The organism is Nostoc sp. EspVER01, from assembly GCF_034530635.1.
In the GTDB taxonomy this organism is placed as follows: domain Bacteria; phylum Cyanobacteriota; class Cyanobacteriia; order Cyanobacteriales; family Nostocaceae; genus Nostoc.
On the sequence record NZ_JAVRCS010000005.1, the window covers coordinates 114,630 to 131,200 of the forward strand.

At 41.1% G+C, this 16,571-nt stretch carries 13 protein-coding genes and 1 pseudogene; 7 read left to right on the forward strand and 7 right to left on the reverse strand.

Going from position 1 to position 16,571, the window contains the following annotated elements; genetic code table 11:
* Positions 1-113: 113 nt before the first annotated feature.
* Positions 114-1,190 carry a magnesium-protoporphyrin IX monomethyl ester (oxidative) cyclase gene (acsF, locus tag RMX69_RS06420; protein WP_289798516.1) on the reverse strand — a complete coding sequence of 359 codons (1,077 nt, stop codon included), beginning with the start codon at positions 1,188-1,190 and terminating at the stop codon, positions 114-116.
* A 46-nt stretch (positions 1,191-1,236) separates the two neighbouring features.
* Here acsF and RMX69_RS06425 point away from each other — a divergent pair, with 46 nt between their 5' ends.
* Positions 1,237-1,374, forward strand: coding sequence for a hypothetical protein (locus RMX69_RS06425; protein WP_289798515.1), 138 nt, complete (start codon positions 1,237-1,239; stop codon positions 1,372-1,374).
* Positions 1,375-1,960: 586 nt separating this feature from the next.
* Positions 1,961-2,458, forward strand: a complete 498-nt coding sequence (locus RMX69_RS06430; protein WP_289798514.1) for a TM2 domain-containing protein — start codon at positions 1,961-1,963, stop codon at positions 2,456-2,458.
* Positions 2,459-2,531: 73 nt separating this feature from the next.
* Here the strand turns inward: RMX69_RS06430 and RMX69_RS06435 are convergent, their stop codons facing one another.
* On the reverse strand, positions 2,532-3,137 hold the full coding sequence (locus tag RMX69_RS06435) for a DUF2996 domain-containing protein (RefSeq protein ID WP_289798513.1): 606 nt from the start codon (positions 3,135-3,137) through the stop codon (positions 2,532-2,534).
* A 382-nt stretch (positions 3,138-3,519) separates the two neighbouring features.
* Entirely contained in the window at positions 3,520-4,566 is a 1,047-nt protein-coding gene (locus tag RMX69_RS06440; RefSeq protein ID WP_322636912.1) for a DMT family transporter, read from the reverse strand.
* A gap of 256 nt (positions 4,567-4,822) precedes the next feature.
* Between RMX69_RS06440 and RMX69_RS06445 the strand changes: the two genes are divergently transcribed.
* Both RMX69_RS06445 and RMX69_RS06450 read left to right on the forward strand, forming a co-directional pair.
* Entirely contained in the window at positions 4,823-5,185 is a 363-nt protein-coding gene (locus RMX69_RS06445; RefSeq protein WP_289798511.1) for a hypothetical protein, read from the forward strand.
* Between the two features lie 969 nt (positions 5,186-6,154).
* Positions 6,155-7,120 carry a hypothetical protein gene (locus RMX69_RS06450; RefSeq protein WP_289800076.1) on the forward strand — a complete coding sequence of 322 codons (966 nt, stop codon included), beginning with the start codon at positions 6,155-6,157 and terminating at the stop codon, positions 7,118-7,120.
* A gap of 181 nt (positions 7,121-7,301) precedes the next feature.
* On the opposite strand, the gene RMX69_RS06455 is transcribed toward RMX69_RS06450, so the two are convergent.
* Together RMX69_RS06455 and RMX69_RS06460 are read right to left on the reverse strand one after the other, a co-directional pair.
* On the reverse strand, positions 7,302-8,819 hold the full coding sequence (locus RMX69_RS06455; protein WP_322636914.1) for an NYN domain-containing protein: 1,518 nt from the start codon (positions 8,817-8,819) through the stop codon (positions 7,302-7,304).
* 63 nt (positions 8,820-8,882) lie between these two features.
* Entirely contained in the window at positions 8,883-9,755 is an 873-nt protein-coding gene (locus RMX69_RS06460) for a D-alanyl-D-alanine carboxypeptidase family protein (protein WP_322687099.1), read from the reverse strand.
* Between the two features lie 384 nt (positions 9,756-10,139).
* On the opposite strand from RMX69_RS06460, the gene mnmG reads away from it, so the two are divergent.
* The 3 genes and pseudogenes from mnmG to RMX69_RS06475 all read left to right on the forward strand — a co-directional run.
* The gene (mnmG, locus tag RMX69_RS06465; protein WP_322637001.1) at positions 10,140-12,062 is read left to right on the forward strand and encodes a tRNA uridine-5-carboxymethylaminomethyl(34) synthesis enzyme MnmG; all 1,923 of its coding nucleotides are present in this window, start codon (positions 10,140-10,142) and stop codon (positions 12,060-12,062) included.
* 457 nt (positions 12,063-12,519) lie between these two features.
* On the forward strand, positions 12,520-13,878 hold the full coding sequence (locus RMX69_RS06470; protein ID WP_289798508.1) for a hypothetical protein: 1,359 nt from the start codon (positions 12,520-12,522) through the stop codon (positions 13,876-13,878).
* A gap of 304 nt (positions 13,879-14,182) precedes the next feature.
* Positions 14,183-14,524: pseudogene (locus RMX69_RS06475) on the forward strand (bestrophin family ion channel); the annotation flags it as partial.
* Here RMX69_RS06475 and RMX69_RS06480 read toward each other — a convergent pair.
* Positions 14,453-15,073: a hypothetical protein gene (locus tag RMX69_RS06480; protein WP_322636915.1), complete on the reverse strand. Its 621-nt coding sequence runs from the start codon at positions 15,071-15,073 to the stop codon at positions 14,453-14,455. The pseudogene RMX69_RS06475 and the gene RMX69_RS06480 sit on opposite strands and share 72 nt — an antisense overlap.
* A gap of 29 nt (positions 15,074-15,102) precedes the next feature.
* Positions 15,103-16,467 (reverse strand): tRNA (N6-isopentenyl adenosine(37)-C2)-methylthiotransferase MiaB, encoded by a 1,365-nt coding sequence (miaB, locus tag RMX69_RS06485; RefSeq protein WP_322636917.1) that lies wholly within the window; start codon positions 16,465-16,467, stop codon positions 15,103-15,105.
* Between the last annotated feature and the right edge of the window lie 104 nt (positions 16,468-16,571).

The following is a 16,571-nucleotide window of genomic DNA, read 5'->3' on the forward strand; positions in this document are numbered from 1 at the left end:
GCACTACTAATTGGTTGACATATCAGTAATCATTGGCTTGAAAAAAGGACAAAAAAAGTGGCTCTGCAATCAGCAGAACCACCAAAGCTTTCGCAAACAAACCTGTTATCTAATTAACGAACTGCCCCTTGAGCAGAAACAGTATCAATCGGTTTCATCAGGTACAGGCGTAATAACTGCCAGCCATTGGAGATGTAAAGCGGCAGTTTTTGGAAGATTTGCAGGAATTTGGGAGTATTGGAGTTAGCGATCGCACCCAACTTTTCATTATTGCTTATACAAACATCCAACCGCTCATAAAACTCTGGATTCTCTACATCCAGCATCAGCGGGAATACCCGACCTGCGTTTTCGTTGGTCTTCTGAATTACATGGATATCGTATTCTCGCGCATCCAATCCAAGGGTGGCATAAAAGTCCTTGCGTTGAATGTCATTGAGATACATGGTCGCAAATACCGATAATAGGAAGAACCGACTCCACAGCCGTGCTTTCCAATCATTCAACATTTGCGGCTGAGATTTCATGACCGCATCAAAGAAATCACCATGACGGTTTTCATCCTGACACCAGTTTTCAAAGAACCGGAAGATTGGATAAACCCGGTCTTCGGGATGTGCTTCTAAATGGCGATAAATGGTGATGTAGCGCCAATAACCGATTTTCTCAGAAAGATAAGTAGCGTAGAAGATGAATTTCGGTTTAAAGAAGGTATAACTACGACTCTTAGTCAAAAACCCTAAATCTAGGGACAGATTAAAGTCCGACAAGGCTTTATTCAAAAAGCCAGCGTGTCGTGCTTCATCCCGTGACATCAGGTTAAAACACTCTGCCAATACAGGGTTTTTTCCTTTCAAGCGACGGCCGAGTTCTTTATATAGCAAAAAGCCAGAAAACTCTGCTGTACAGGAACGTTCTAGAAATTCAACGAACAACTTGCGAGTTTCCCCGTCAATGTGATCCCAGGATTGTTCAAACTCGGCATCCCGAACAAAGTGGTGGCGGTTGTAGTCAGTGCGGAACTCTTCGAGAATGGCTTGTAACTCGTCTTCGTTGACGGAGATATCCATCCGTGCCATTTCATCAAAATCGGTAGTATAAAACCGAGGTGTTAACAAGGTTTCTTTTGCCGGGACTTTAATCCCTGGCCGGATTTCTTCAAAGCCTGGTTTTTTGAGGGAATCTACCATGTCTTGATTTCTCTTTCGTCTTTATTATCTTAAGTAGACCTTTGGGGTGACGCTCTTACGTCCCTACCGCCACGGTAACGGCAGTTCCTCATGGGGAGCCAGTGCGTTGGGCGGCTGTGCCGACTTGTTCGCGCAGCGTCTCCCCTTGGGAGAAGCAACTGGCGTGGAAACCCTGTTGGTGTGAGCCTCTCCCTTTGGGAGAAGACCGGACTGCTTCACCAGAAATGCTCTGGCAAACCGTAACAGCCCACAATAATCCAATTGTATAAAGTTCAGTCTACCAAGGTGCGGGTGAGAAATTTCTAAGCAAAACATTAAGAGTTGCAACAATCATTCAATATTTGCGGAATCAAAAATCGCGGATTGGTAGTCAAATAAATATAGTTCAGCAAGCAGCATTATCTCGTTCAAGTGGAGTAGCACTCACCTCTTAATTTTCAAAGCACTACTATCTCAGTAATTTTCTCTGGTTGTTACTACAATAAATTCATAGGGTTCTACTAATACGTTGGGCATCTTAAAATTAACAATCCATGAGTAGCATAATTACTGAAAAAATCTGAGTACTTTAGTTATTTTTTGCACCTTTCTCACTAATTGGAGATTAGACAGTGCCCACAACTTCAAATCAGAAAAGCATTGTCTATTATGAAAATTGTTAGAAAGCAACTGGTGCAAGATGTAAGTCTAGCTATTAGCACTTGGTATAAAAAGCAGTCCGAAAAAACCATCTTAAACAACAAGAGTAAATCCAAAAGGTTGAAAACAAGATGAATCTTGAAAACAATCAGCAGCAGAAAGACCGACTTCTTGTCTCTTATATTTTGTGTGCAGTCGGATTTATCGGGGTGGGAGGATTACAGCGTTTCTACAATGGCAAGATCGGAACTGGTTTGTTATGGCTGTTGACTGGTGGTGTGTTTGGTATAGGGCAGTTCGTGGATTTATTCTTTATTCCCAATATGGTTAACGAATACGAACACAACTTGAGATTAAAAGCGGGTGTATCTCCCTTTGGTGTGCCGTTGAATCAAGCAGTAGTTGCTTCTCAAGTCCACCGCCCAACAGGCAACCAACTTATGATGAAACTGATTGAAGCGGCGGAAAGCAAGGGTGGTATTTTAACTGTCACTCAAGGCGTAAAGTTTACAGGAGCGACCTTTGCTGAAGTGGAAGCTACTCTCAAAGAGATGTACAAATCAGGTTATGTAAAAATTGATAACGACCCCAATACTGGAGCCGTTACCTACCATTTCCACGAACTTTAATTATTATTAGTCATTTGTCATTTGTCCTTTGTCCTTTGTTAAAAACTAATGACCAATGACCAATGACCAATGACTAATTTCTACCTAACCACTTTTGACCGTCTAAGCGCTGAACTAAGCCAAATACCAACAAATCGAGGGTCGTTTTGCGCTCATCGATTAAGAATGACTCAAGAGTGCTGGGTTTTTTGCCTTCATTACAAGAAAATCCCTTTTTTCCTTGAATATCTTCTTCGGGGAAATACAGGTTAAACTGACGCTTACCAATTTCTGACCAACTGCCGATAATTTGCCAGCATTCTTCGGCAGATTCAAAGCCAGTGATTGGCATCTTCTGCTTGGCAAAAGACACCTGTAAATCTTGCACACCTTTTTGAGCGATCGCTTTTTGTAAAGCTGGCAAGTAGTCTTGCTCAATGAACTCTACAAATGGCTTATCTTCAACAGATGGGGCTTTTTCCTTTTTAGCGGCTTTAGCTGCGGCGGGTTTTTCTCCTGTTGCGTCGGCGGCGGGTTTTTCTCGCTTGGGTGGTATAGCAGTTGGTTTAGCAGCTTTGGGATCTGGCGCGTTGGCAGTAGGAATATCTGTGGCTTCGGGTGAGTCTGTACTAGGAACCTGCTTGTCAGCAGTGGTGGGAGCTACTTCTCCCGCTTGATTTTGATTGGTTGGGTCTGCCATTGCTCAGGTCAATCCTTTAATCTAGCTTTGGGAGCGATCGCTCACCTTGATGTATCGGGTATTTTTATTTTGACATACTACTACCGCTGTGCAGAATTCGTAATTTGTATTTGTAATTTGTAATTTATATAGCGGTTCTCGGTTGAGTGAGGTACAATAACCCCACCGCCAACCCCCGCTCTTCGAGAGGAGGCTAAGATGTACCTCATGTGACTAGGAAACGCTATATACCACAAGGGTTTCATTTATTTGGGATGGGTGGTTTACTTGCAATACTGCTCGGTTAAGGTAAGAGACGCGATGAATCGCCGTTAAGACAATATTCAGTCTTTTGTCTTAACGGCGATAAATCATATCTTTAGCGATCTAGAATTTTCATCCTTCAAATCCCTTTGAATCCCATACCAGTTTCTACCTGTTGCTGTGCTGGAGTAGAATTTACCTTGCTGCTAGAAGTCTGACGCTTGGTGCCAACTTGGCTCAAGAATATACCTCCTAAAATCAAGCTACCGCCAATATATTGAGGTTGGGTAGGGGCTTCACCCAAAATTAAATAGGCTGCTATAATTCCCACAATTGGGCCAAATGAGCTAATTAGGGAAGCTGTAGATACAGTGGAAGTTTTCAAGCCTTTAACCCAAAAAGACTGGCCTACCACCACAATCAACCCGCCATAGAGAAACATCCACTGCCACAAGAATGGTGAAAGTACATCAGCAAAATGATCCTTGCCATAGAGGACTAAAGCAATGAAGAAAAAGATTACAGTTCCAAGTGCAGTCCGAAAGATGCTGTAGATTCCCAAAGGAATCTGCGAAAGATGTTTCTTGCTAATAATCGTAGAAGCGGCTATGGCCACAGATGCGGCTGCGGTCAAAAATTCCCCTATGCCTAAACCAAAACCTCCCATGTTCATCATGGTTCCTGTTGCCGGCTGAAGGATAATAGTTAGGATAACGCCAACAAAAGCTGCGATCGCACCAATAAATTCCCAAATATTTACCCGTTCTCTCAATAACCAAACTGATAAAGCCAAAGTTAGAGGTGGTTCCAAGCGTCCCACCAAGATGACATTATTCACCCCTGTGAGTGCGAGTGCCTGGAAAATTAAGCCAGGGGCTAACGCTCCTGATAAGATAGCTACTGCTGTTAGACTGACCCAATCCTTCCTTGAGAGTTGCTTCAAAGTAGCTTTGTTCCACTGCCGCCCATAGATTAGGATCAGAAGTATCAAGGCGCAAAGGTTTCCCACGAATAAAACATTACACAAAGAAATCGGATTGCGATTATCGATAAAATGTTGAGCACCAATTTCTGTTAGCTTCCGAGTAACAGCGCTAGATGCTCCAAAAATTAGCATTGCTAGCCACAGATATGTTTGTCCTGAAATTCTATAGATTTGGCGATGTGGTTTTTTGGGTCTAGTCACAATAACATCACTGCAATGAAAGCATTGCTCATTATATTAAGTTACCTTAACGCGCTTCAAAATGAGGTTTCGTTGAGAAAATACTTAAATTATCCTGTGACTTTGAGCAGCCATGATTAGCTGAGAAAATGCTGAGAATTAATTAAATTTTCTCAAAGGATAAATTCATGAAAATAGTGGCTTAGTTTCAATAAGCTCTCACTGCCACCTGAGATGCTTGGGATGTTCAGGATAAAACAAAGAAGAGAAGAAACAAATGAAACTCGCACCCTTACTTACAAGCGTAGCCTTGGTTGGTTTTTTCACAGTTTGGGACGTACCATTAAAGGCGATCAATCCTTCATTAGTCCAGGCATCAGCAGCCGAAGAAATGTCTGTAGCACAAAAAATAGACTTGCTTACTAAGAGTAAGGGTCAAATTGGTAGTGGCGATCAACTACGTCGTTTCTTTTTTGCTGACTTGGAACCAATCGGTATCCAGGTAGGTGGTGCAGGCCATGTAGTTAACCTTTATAACAAAGCTAATGATGTCACATTCGCTTACTGTTCGCATTACGATGTGATTGTTGCCATTAAGAAAGGTAAGGTAACTAAATTTGAACCCAGCGAAGTGAAGTAATAATAAATCCACTTTCTAATTAATATTTTGCTGAAACTAGAGGAGCAATTTGATTGCATCTAGGTTGCAATATATGAAGAAAAGCCCGGAGTCACGGAAACGTCTCCGGCTTTATGCTGTGCGTTTGCGCTTTAGCAAAAGTCTGATTTAGTCCTTCTCAAAAAAAATATTAAGTTTCTGGAAGATCGGGTCAAATAGAAAAGTTAAAATATGAAACTTTTTTACCCTTAAACTCTTATTTACTTATTTTCGTTCCAGGTATTTTACAATGAGGCTTTTAAAAGCGATCGCTTGTGAACAAAAATTGTTTAATAGCTATTAAAGCAATTATTGTATGCTACCTCATAGGTAATCGGTAGCAGTTCCAGATTAATGTAGTCAATAATTTTCCTTTTTTGAAAAAATATAAAAGCATATAATCCAGTCAAAAAACTTAGCAAAAACTAAACCTTAACCAAGATGCTATTCAACCTTAATGATTAGGAAAAATATTCTTAACATTATTCAAATACACTCTTGCTAAGATAACTCCAAATACAGATTACAAACTTAGTTTTTGACTTTTAATGGGTAAACAAAAGATGTTTAACTCTCGGTTAATTGTAATCAAATTTGGAAATGATGAGTTCCAAAAAAATGTGTGAAAGTGTAGCTAGATGTAGTTTTGAGATTTCTACATCCGACATCAAGTTCTCACATATCCTAATTTCACAACTTGAGCAAATAGTAATTACAACAATCTTGAGTTAAGTTTTTCTAGCCTATTTACAGTCAAAAGTTTAGTAATTAGTATTTCAGTTTTGCAAATTTCTCTGCTACATAAGCAAAGTAAGATAACGCAGACTAATCTTAAATCTCAGCCTAGCAAAGTTAGCTTTGTTTGTGTCGTACAGGCTTTTAGTCAGATAGCAATTTGCATCTTTGGAGTGTTCCCAAAAGTTTTACAGTTTGAATAAGGATAAAATTCTCATGGCTCTTTACGGCTATACAATTGGAGATGCGGATATCAATCCCAGCCAAGCTGGAGAACAATTCGCAGTTTACCGCTTCCCCATAGGCCCCTTCAATGCTACTCCCCAAAAAGTAGGCGAAATCAATGCTGCGAATATTCCAAACGCAGACCTAGAAGGTTTGGGCACTAACCCCACTACCGGAAGAGCAAGTGCAATTAACGAAGCACGTGCCTCTGGTTCTACAACAGCTGGTTCTGTTATTCGGGTAAATAATGTAGATCAGGCTTTTGCTCCAGCTAGTACCTCACCTACACCTACACCATCTGACCTACGTCGTTTTGGGTTTGACTCAGGTGCTGACTTTGGACGTGACTATTCAGTAGCTGGTCAACCAATTGTTCTGTACAACATTTCAGGAAATAATAGCAGCAGTAATGCAGGTAGCTCTCTTTATAAAGTTACTACAGCTAGCCCTGGAACTATTAGCCTTGTAGACGGCTTTGGCCCAGCTACTACTGCTGCACAAAGACAAGGAACTCAGGCTACCAACCCTGGAAAATTTGCCGACGGATTAGCTATCGATAATCTCAATCCTGGTCGTACTCGCGCTCTTGCTAGCGATTTCAGCACTGCTGATGGAGATGGAGCGCAGCTTTACAAAGTTGATTTGCTCACTGGTGAGCTATCTGCGCCTATTACTGTGAGAAATTCATCAGGTCAACCTCTAAATGTCAACGCAGATTCTGGGTTGTCATTTAGTAACTTCGGTTCTCAAGGATTGTTCGCTTTCCTGGAAACTGGTGCCGTCTATCAAATCACAGGCTACCAAGATGAACTTGCTGCATCAGGTTTAGGTTTAGGTAGTGCTGGTGGTACTAATGGTGCTGGCTTTGCAACTGCCACCTTAATTGGTAACGTTAATTTACCAAGTGCTGTGAGTGGAGCCATTGATTATGAAGGCTTTACGATTGTTAATGAATAACAGTCGTTAGTAGGATACTCTTTCTTCAACTCTTGTAAAAGTAGTTTTTATAAGAGTTGAAGAACGGAGCTAAAGATAAAAAAAGTTTTATTTGCCAAACTACCTGTACTTTTTGTCAAGACTAAGTAGATTTTTATTTTTAAATTTATCAAAACAAAATACGTCCGTCAGTCGCCATAATTCAGGATTGGGTGACGGAGTTTGGAGTAAGCACTCTAGTTCTTAAATAAGGGCTACCACCATTTAAAGTTCTATTTGATGAGCCATTAGAGCCTAAAGTTAAGGTTTCTCTCAAAATTAATTTCTTGTTATCACTTGATAGACAAATATCTGTTCCTTCAATGACTTTCTTTAAAAATTTTGCCAACTTGTAACCATGTTGTTTTCTTCTTTGGTCAAAATTGGGAATATTATCTTTCAATATATGGTAAATCTGATTCAGATAAATACCACCTTCTTTAAGCTGACTTAATTGCTCGATGTTCTGCTTTAAATCTTGTAAAATTTTATTAGTTACTATTAAAACATCATCATTTAATAAACTTTCACTAGTTACTTCATCAATTGAAATATCCTCTATTGTTACCTGGGGAGTAGGTATAGGTATAAAGCAATCACAAACAGACTTGAGAATACGATTAATTTGTCCTTCATAAGCGCATCCGATTACAGTCTTCCCATATTCATGAAGCTTTTTAGCTAAAGCGGCAAATGCACCATCACCTGATACAATAACAAAAACTTGCAGCATAGGACGACTTTGGGCTAATTCCATGATATCAATGGCTAGTTGCATATCTGCTGCATTCCGTTTGTGACTATAATCAAAAATTTGAATTGCTTCGATGCCAAGTTCTTGAATCTCATTCTTGAGTGGCCTTAATCGAGAATCACTCCAGTCAGCATAAGCGCATTGGATAGCTATTTTATTAACTAGGGTAGTGTTTTCCAGATTTATTTGAATTTCTTTTAGAGAAAAATTTAAGTTAGGGTTGTTTCTACCCATTGTTAAGTTTTCAATATCATAAAAAATAGCTGTATTGAACTGCCCAGCTTTAGGTGAAATGTTAGCTGTAGTAGGAAACTGTTCTACACAAATCTGACGTTCCTTTAACTCTTTGAACTCAGCTATTAAAGATATTATCTCTATCCTTGATTCGGAATCACCTTTTTTCTGTTTCAACTCTGTAATTGTTGTTTTTAAGTCATTGACTTGCAGCTTTGCTTGTTGTAACTCTTCTTGTAATTGCTCAGTTAATGTATTGATTTGAGTCTGGGTTTGGATAGTCTGTTCCCGGAGTTCCCCAATGGTTCTGGAAAGAATTTGCTGGCGTTGCTGATAAGCTATTACTAAAGCTTTCTGGACGACATCCCATTCTTGGGGGAAAGCCTCACGGGTACAAACTTGCAAAACTGTTTCATAACCTGCAATTACAATTTCTAAATTACTAGCAATGTTCCCTTGTTTAAACTCTTGAATAATAGTACTCAGTTTGATAATGACTCTAGCTAAATTAATAGCAATGGCAGGTTCTTTAGCAAAGCGATCGCTTACCCATTTTCGCAGCATTAAAGCCAAATCATCATTGAGTTTACTTAAGTTATGTTGCAGAATTGGATATACTTCCTGATTTTGATAAGTCGCTCTTAATAAATTAATTAGGAAGTCTTGCTCCTGGTTAGCACCTTCATTTGGCATAGCTAAATCCCTGACAATACATCTTTTAAGTTAGTATTCCCAAGTTTTCATCATATTGAACAATCAAAGCGGCGTAATCCAATAAGTAATGCCTCGAATAGCTTGTTGTTTAAAACCAAATAAAGGTAAATTATCTTCAGGTAAACCCACATAAGTCCAATGTGGAACATCGTTTGCTACAGTTTGAAACCAACCATTTTGATTAAGAGCTTTTCTCTGTTCTTTACTACCTACGCGTAAATCAATGGCTAATCCCCAGAGATGTTGTGAAGTTCCAGGGGGGGCAACTAAACCGAGAATTTTTGTTTCTTTCCCCTGTTGAACTTTTGCTAAGACTTGATTGTTAGCATATTTATTCCAAAATTTTAAATTAGTATTGAAAGTGCGAGTACAATCACCAGATCCATAACCAGATTTGAGCGGAATTTGTTGCTGGACTCGCGCTTTATTTAAAGCATCAGCCGCCGATTTTTGTAAATAACAGTCGTTAGTACCATCAACATGACCCATTGTTAAAGTAGCTTGAAACTCTTTGGTTTCTTGTTCATTAACAAAGATATTTTTTTGTGGCAATTTAATCCCAATATCTGGATTTACGAATACTGCACCATAGCTTCGCAGCAAAGTATATTCATAAGTCTCAGGCTGGGGAATTGTGGGTAATTTTCTAGCGATCGCAGATAAAAAACGCTCTTTAGCATCTAATTTGGCATCGGGAATAAATGGTTCTGATGTTGTATTTTTAGAGGTATCCATACAAAGTAATGAATTATTACTCAAGCATTCTTGTAATGGTTGAGCAGTTATAGCAACTTTGTGGTGGGTAATTTCATTGCTAGCTACTAATACAAAAATCATCAATATAACGATACTGATGAAACTTGTCTTTCTAATAAACCTAGTAATATTTTTTTGATTTCTGAGGGTGAGTTTCATTTTTAAATAATTGTTTGGTAATTTAAAGAATAAAATCAAGAAGCTTTTAGGAAATATCTATTATTGCTAAATTAAAACTACAAATAATTTATCGGTATTGAACTATAGTTTCATCCAAGTTAGAGAAAATATCTAATATATACCAACTATAAATTAATTTACATTGGCTAACGATATGAACAATAGCTGCGATCTCTAAACCGGAATGTTGTCACAACTTTTAAAAAATAATATTTTTCACTTCCTACTAAAGTTAAAAAATGGAACCTTGCTTTTAATTGAGTACTAGTAAGTTTGATAACTTTTTTATCAGAAAGTTACATCCATGAAACCACTGGAACAGCTAAAATTGAAAAGAACTCTAAGCTTGCCGATCCTGTAAGTATGACCATGCACAATTCCGTTGAATTCCAAGACGCTTTTGATGTCATAGTCGTCGGTGCAGGTCACTCCGGTTGCGAAGCAGCTCTCGCCTCTGCACGCCTCGGTTGTCGTACCCTGTTATTGACGCTCAATTTGGATAAAATCGCTTGGCAACCTTGTAACCCAGCAGTAGGTGGCCCAGCCAAATCCCAGTTGACTCATGAGGTAGACGCACTCGGCGGGGAAATTGGTAAAGTAGCAGACCGCACCTACTTACAAAAACGTATCCTCAACTCTTCACGGGGGCCTGCTGTTTGGGCATTACGCGCCCAGACTGATAAGCGCGAATATGCAGCGGTGATGAAAAATATTGTCGAGAACCAAGAAAACTTGACAATCCGTGAAAGTATGGCAACAGATTTGGTGCTGGGTGCTAACGGTGAAGTCATCGGTGTTGAAACTTATTTTGGTGTAGGGTTCCAATGTAAAGCAGTCATTTTGACAACCGGCACCTTTCTAGGCGGCAAAATTTGGGTTGGTAACAAATCAATGCCAGCTGGACGTGCTGGAGAATTTGCAGCGGAAGGATTGACACAAACCCTAAATCGTCTGGGATTTGAAACCGGCAGACTTAAAACTGGAACTCCAGCACGGGTAGATAAGCGATCGGTAGATTATAGTAAAATGCTCATCCAGCCAGGGGATGAAGATGTGCGCTGGTTTAGCTTTGACCCAGATGTGTGGGTAGAACGGGAACAGATGCCTTGCTACATTACCCGTACAACCGCCGAAACCCATCGCCTGATTCAGGAAAATTTGCACCTGTCACCAGTTTATGGCGGTTGGGTAGAAGCCAAGGGACCGCGCTATTGTCCCAGTATTGAAGATAAGATTGTGCGCTTTGCCGATAAGGAAAGCCACCAAATCTTTATTGAACCGGAAGGAAGGGATATACCCGAACTTTATATTCAAGGATTTTCTACAGGGTTGCCAGAAAATTTGCAGCTGCAAATGTTGCGGACTCTCCCCGGTTTGGAAAAATGTGTGATGCTGCGTCCTGCCTATGCAGTGGAATATGACTATTTACCAGCAACTCAGTGTTACCCCACACTGATGACTAAAAAGATTGCGGGGCTGTTTTGTGCTGGGCAAATTAACGGCACTACAGGTTATGAAGAAGCTGCTGCTCAAGGGTTGGTGGCGGGAATTAATGCCGCTCGATTCGTTCGCTCTCAAGAAATGATTGTCTTTGCCCGCGAGCAAAGTTACATTGGGACGCTAGTTGATGACCTGTGTACAAAAGACCTACGGGAACCTTACCGGATGCTCACCAGTAGGTCAGAGTACCGATTGCTATTGCGTTCTGACAATGCCGACCAACGCCTGACACCCTTGGGACGGGAGATTGGTTTAATTGACGATCGCCGCTGGGATATGTTTACTCAAAAACAGGGTAATATCACCACAGAAAAGCAAAGATTGCAAACCACACGAGTTAAAGAACATGATGAAATTGGAATAGCGATCGCATCTGATACCCAACAAGCAATTAAAGGTTCAATTACCCTCAATGACTTGTTACGCCGTCCAGGATTACATTACGTTGACCTCGACAGGTTCGGACTGGGAAACCCCAACCTCAACCGGGCCGAGAAAGAAGGCGCAGAAATTGACATCAAGTATTCTGGCTATCTCGCTAGGCAACAAAATCAAATTGACCAAATTGCCCGCCAAGCTCACCGCCAGTTACCTGGGGATTTAGACTACACAACAATTGATACTCTTTCTAAAGAGGCACGGGAAAAGCTGACCCACATAAAACCACTTACCCTTGGTCAAGCTGCACGTATAGGTGGTGTAAACCCAGCGGATATTAACGCCTTATTATTATATCTAGAATTGCGTAGAAGCAAGAGCCAGTCAGAGTTTCCAGCGTTAGCTTAACACAAGCTTGATAAAGACTGAGTATAGTAGTAGGGAGAGAGATTGGTATGATAGATGACATAAAGATTAGTCGTGGCATCATCAACAATCCCCAGATGAAAGTTGAGTTTAATACCAACACTCAATCAACTTATCTCAATCAGATGGGGGATTGGATGTTTCATTATTTAGGAGGCAGTGTTTCGACTACGCTCAACAACCACGCAGGAGTAACCCACGCACAACTGCATAGGATTGGCGCAAGACCAGAGGCAAAGCGGCTCCTCTGTTTGTATCTTGCCCCACACGTCTCAATACAATTCTTCTTTTTCATCAGGGTAATCACTTAAGAGTAAAGTTTTTATTCATACTTTTTTTTCAATAAGAACTGCCCTCTACCTGCTGCCTCCTCTGATAATCCTAATTTCCAGGCAGTAGGGGTGGCGTTTCCTCGTCCAAGCAACAACCCAGAACGTCTATGTTACAAGAAGCCAGCACCCGTCTCATAGTACCAGAACCATCAGAAGACTTAATCACCAACGAGCCTTGGTCGATAGAAAACTATGCTGATGGCCTAATGGATGAACTCTTTGCCGATATCGACTACATTCTGGATGCTAGTGGTAATCTGCCTTCTCAAACTGTTAGGCACAGTAGTCAGAACAGATCGAGCCACTCTGTTGCTGGAGTTTCCGCCCAAGCTCAACGCCAATCGCCTCCAGAATACGTGCCTCTGCAAACAGTTACGATACCACAGATTATCTTACCAAACACCTTGAACCAAGGAGTACAGTCAGTTGCTCAAAATAACCACAAGCAATTGAGTACCGTTGTATTTGACACCTCTACTGTTAAATCAGTTAGTAGAAAGCGTCAAAAAACTAGTTCGATTTTGGGCAAACTGCTGATTGTAGGAACAACTTTAGGCGTGGCGATCGCTAGTACAATCTACTTGGTGCAGTCTGGAGTTGTATATCTTTTAAATAATAAATTGCCTGAGTCAGCGCTTCTATTGCCGCAACCCCAGTCACGATTGCCCGTAAAAACAGAAATTGAGGCAGAGTTAGTTGACTATATGCTCCAAGCGCTGGCTGTTATAGACAAGCAAGGAGCAAAAAGCAATCAAAAATCTTTCAATCCAGGATTCTCCAGTCAGGCAAATACTAACCAAATAGGCCTTGGTCGCCAACAAGCAACTGGTAATCTACCAGCACTTCCACTTCTAGCTAATAATACACCACCAGCTCCCAATCGTTCTGGAAGCGTTGTTGAGCGCATCTATGTCCCCGTTTATCAAGCGCCGTCACCAATGCGCTACGCCCTTCCAGCCATTCCGGGGACTCCTACACTACCACAAGTTGCCAGTGCGTTACGGGTATCTCAACCTAATGTTGTCAAAACTGCCCTGAATACAGTCCGACAAGCTGCCAAGCCTGTAACTGTCAATATGTTAGCTGCGGCTGTACGAGCCGAACTCAAACCGGTGGCAGCAAAAACTGCACCCATTACCGTGCGCCAAACACCCAAACCTCTGCCTGCATTACCAGTAGTTCCATTGCGTGCTGCACTTGCACCAGAGTCAGAACCAACTATTACCCAGGAACAAGTATATCCGGCAACTGCGATCGCAGTGGCTCCAAGTAATACCTTAGAGGGATTGCTAGAGTTGGGTAACAAATCTGCCGCTTTGTTTAAAATTGATGGCGTGACTCGCCGCATCAATATGGGTGAAAGTATCGGCTCAAGCGGTTGGACACTAGTAGATGTCAGTAATGGCGAAGCAGTCATCCGACGTAATGGCGAAGTGCGATCGATTTATGCAGGACAGAAACTATAAATTTTTTAACCCACTGGCTGGTTGAAGAGAGTTTAAAGATTAAACTCATCTATGGCCATTAACAGAACTGCGACCAGCAATAATTGATTGAAATAATTTGATTGCGTCAAATAGTTCTCTGTCTTTGTCTGCACTGTTAGGATTGCCTATTTATATGTAGCCTAGCTAATGCGATCGCGCCTTAATAGTTTTAATATTATCAGCTTTATTGATAGCAAGATAGCTTTTACCTCCAACAGACCATGATAGATTTTGGGAAGGTCGTCAACTATGGGGAGCTTTAGTTAATACATCGCGTAACTTAACTCGTGGAATTGCGATAATAGTTAAAGAGAAAACACCACAAGATAAATTAGAAAAGGAAGCAATGCTTCGGTTAGTAACTGCTTTTGCAGTTGCAATGAAGTTACATCTTAGATCGGTGCCTTTAGACACTCAGTTGGCATCATTAATGTCTGAAAAACAATATTTACATCTCCAAGACAGCGATCATGCTCCACTACAAATTGCTTATTGGATAGGAGATTACTTGCAGTATCAGCATGATCGAAATTGTCTAAATGTCTATAATAGTTTAATAAATTATTCGCCAAGCTTTTACCGTCCCTTTACCAATTTCGCTATCAACAGTTTGACCTCCTTCTAAGACTAATCTGATATCTAAGTTCTCATCTGGAGCATTTTTCAAAGCAGTGGCTAATTCTTTACTGACAGCAAATGTGCCGGTTGAACCATCTAATTGATAAACTTTTTCTCTGATCTTGAGCAAAAGCTTATCGACTTTTTTAGTCGTTACAAATCTAAGATAGTCAGGTCTGGGATACACACGACCGGCGGTGTAGAAAGAAGACATTGCTTGACCCGAATTTACTGTTACGAGTACTCGAATACTCGAAGGTGTCCACAAACTAATAACTTGCGTTGAACCCTCACGGAATAAATAGCCACCTAATGAATTGCGATCGAAAACTCCAACAAACTCCCCTTCAAAGGGGTCAACAATTTTTACGGCTTTCGACCAAGGCACACCCATTTCGGGGGACAGCCCAGCCGATTTGACCATTGGCAAATCGCTTGATGCTTGAGCAAGAATAGCTATTTGTTGAACAGTGAAAGCAGCACAAACTTGAGGGGAAATTACAGCCAAGCTAGCCCCAAAAATAAAAACTGGAATCGTTTGCGGTAACTTCATCATAAGTCAGGGGTATAATCTTCAAATGCTTCTTAGTGCAAAACAGTTTGCCTCACTTCAACAGGTTCACCCGTCAAACTAAAAGGTCGGACTTCGGTAATTTTTACCTTTACTAACTGCCCTTTGAGTTCTTTGATGTCACCGCTAAAAAAGGTCAAACGATTACCACCAGTACGTCCCATCACTTGGGTTGAATCTTTAGGATTTTGATCTTCTACTAAAACTTCTTCAATGCGTCCAAAGTAACGTTGCGATCGCTCTGCTACTTTCAAGTTTCCCAGATGATTGAGTCGTTGCAGGCGATCGCTTTTAATTTCTTCACTCAGTTGATTGTCCCACAAAGCGGCTGGTGTCCCTGGACGTGGCGAATATGCTGCTGTATTCAACATATCAAAGCCAATATCTTCCACCAGTTTTAGGGTATTTTCAAACTGTGCTTCTGTTTCCCCAGGAAAACCGACTATTACATCGGCACTAATAGAAGCATCTGGCATATACCGCCGAATGGTATCGATAATTCGACGATATTTCTCATGGGTATAACCCCGCGCCATCGCCTTTAAAAGTTCGTTATCCCCAGATTGAAAGGGAATGTGAAAGTGTTCGCACACCTTGGGTAACTCAGCACAAGCTTGAATTAATCTCTCAGTAAAATAACGAGGGTGGCTAGTAGCAAATCTTAATCTTTCAATCCCCGGCACATCATGGACGTAATAAAGTAAATCTGTAAAGTTGTGTAGATGCCTACCTTCTGCTGTCACTCCAGGTAAATCTCTGCCGTAAGCATCAATATTTTGACCGAGTAGAGTAATTTCTTTGTAACCTTGCCGTCCTAATTCTTCCATTTCAGCCCGGATAGCTGACGGCGCGCGAGATTGTTCGACACCGCGCACATTGGGAACTACGCAATAGGTGCAGCGTTCGTTACAGCCGTAAATCACATTCACCCAAGCGGTCACTGTACTATCTCGTCGCGGCTGGGTGATATCTTCAATAATGTGAACTGCTTCGGTTGCGACAACTTGGTTGCCCTCAAATACTGACTCCAGTAAATCTTTCAGACGGTTGGCGTGTTGTGGCCCCATTACCAAGTCTAATTCTGGCACTCGCCGCAACAGCGCTTCTCCTTCTTGTTGGGCAACACAACCAGCAACGATGAGGGTTAAATCAGGCTGTTCATGTTTACGCTTTGCTTGTCTGCCAAGATAGGAATATACCTTTTGTTCAGCATTATCCCGAATGGTGCAGGTATTGTAGAGAATCACATCTGCATTATTCGGATCTTCACACCACTCAAAGCCCATGTCTTCCAAAACGCCAGCCATGCGCTCTGAGTCAGCTTTATTCATCTGACAACCGAAAGTAGTAATGTGATATTGGCGTTTAGAAGTGGTCATGGGCAATTCTGCTGAATCAGCGTAATGTATGTAAGGTTTCTTTCTATTCTATAACGCTCTTAAGCTGCTTCAGGAGTGCTGAGTACCTTGGTTCACATTCCTTT

What these genes read in the sequence shown, in the direction of transcription:
- acsF (WP_289798516.1), bottom strand. Translation starts at nt 1,190, where the DNA reads ATGGTAGATTCCCTCAAAAAACCAGGCTTTGAAGAAATCCGGCCAGGG.
- RMX69_RS06430 (WP_289798514.1), top strand. Translation starts at nt 1,961, where the DNA reads ATGAATCTTGAAAACAATCAGCAGCAGAAAGACCGACTTCTTGTCTCT.
- RMX69_RS06435 (WP_289798513.1), bottom strand. Translation starts at nt 3,137, where the DNA reads ATGGCAGACCCAACCAATCAAAATCAAGCGGGAGAAGTAGCTCCCACC.
- RMX69_RS06445 (WP_289798511.1), top strand. Translation starts at nt 4,823, where the DNA reads ATGAAACTCGCACCCTTACTTACAAGCGTAGCCTTGGTTGGTTTTTTC.
- RMX69_RS06450 (WP_289800076.1), top strand. Translation starts at nt 6,155, where the DNA reads ATGGCTCTTTACGGCTATACAATTGGAGATGCGGATATCAATCCCAGC.
- RMX69_RS06455 (WP_322636914.1), bottom strand. Translation starts at nt 8,819, where the DNA reads ATGCCAAATGAAGGTGCTAACCAGGAGCAAGACTTCCTAATTAATTTA.
- RMX69_RS06460 (WP_322687099.1), bottom strand. Translation starts at nt 9,755, where the DNA reads ATGAAACTCACCCTCAGAAATCAAAAAAATATTACTAGGTTTATTAGA.
- mnmG (WP_322637001.1), top strand. Translation starts at nt 10,140, where the DNA reads ATGACCATGCACAATTCCGTTGAATTCCAAGACGCTTTTGATGTCATA.
- RMX69_RS06470 (WP_289798508.1), top strand. Translation starts at nt 12,520, where the DNA reads ATGTTACAAGAAGCCAGCACCCGTCTCATAGTACCAGAACCATCAGAA.
- RMX69_RS06480 (WP_322636915.1), bottom strand. Translation starts at nt 15,073, where the DNA reads ATGATGAAGTTACCGCAAACGATTCCAGTTTTTATTTTTGGGGCTAGC.
- miaB (WP_322636917.1), bottom strand. Translation starts at nt 16,467, where the DNA reads ATGACCACTTCTAAACGCCAATATCACATTACTACTTTCGGTTGTCAG.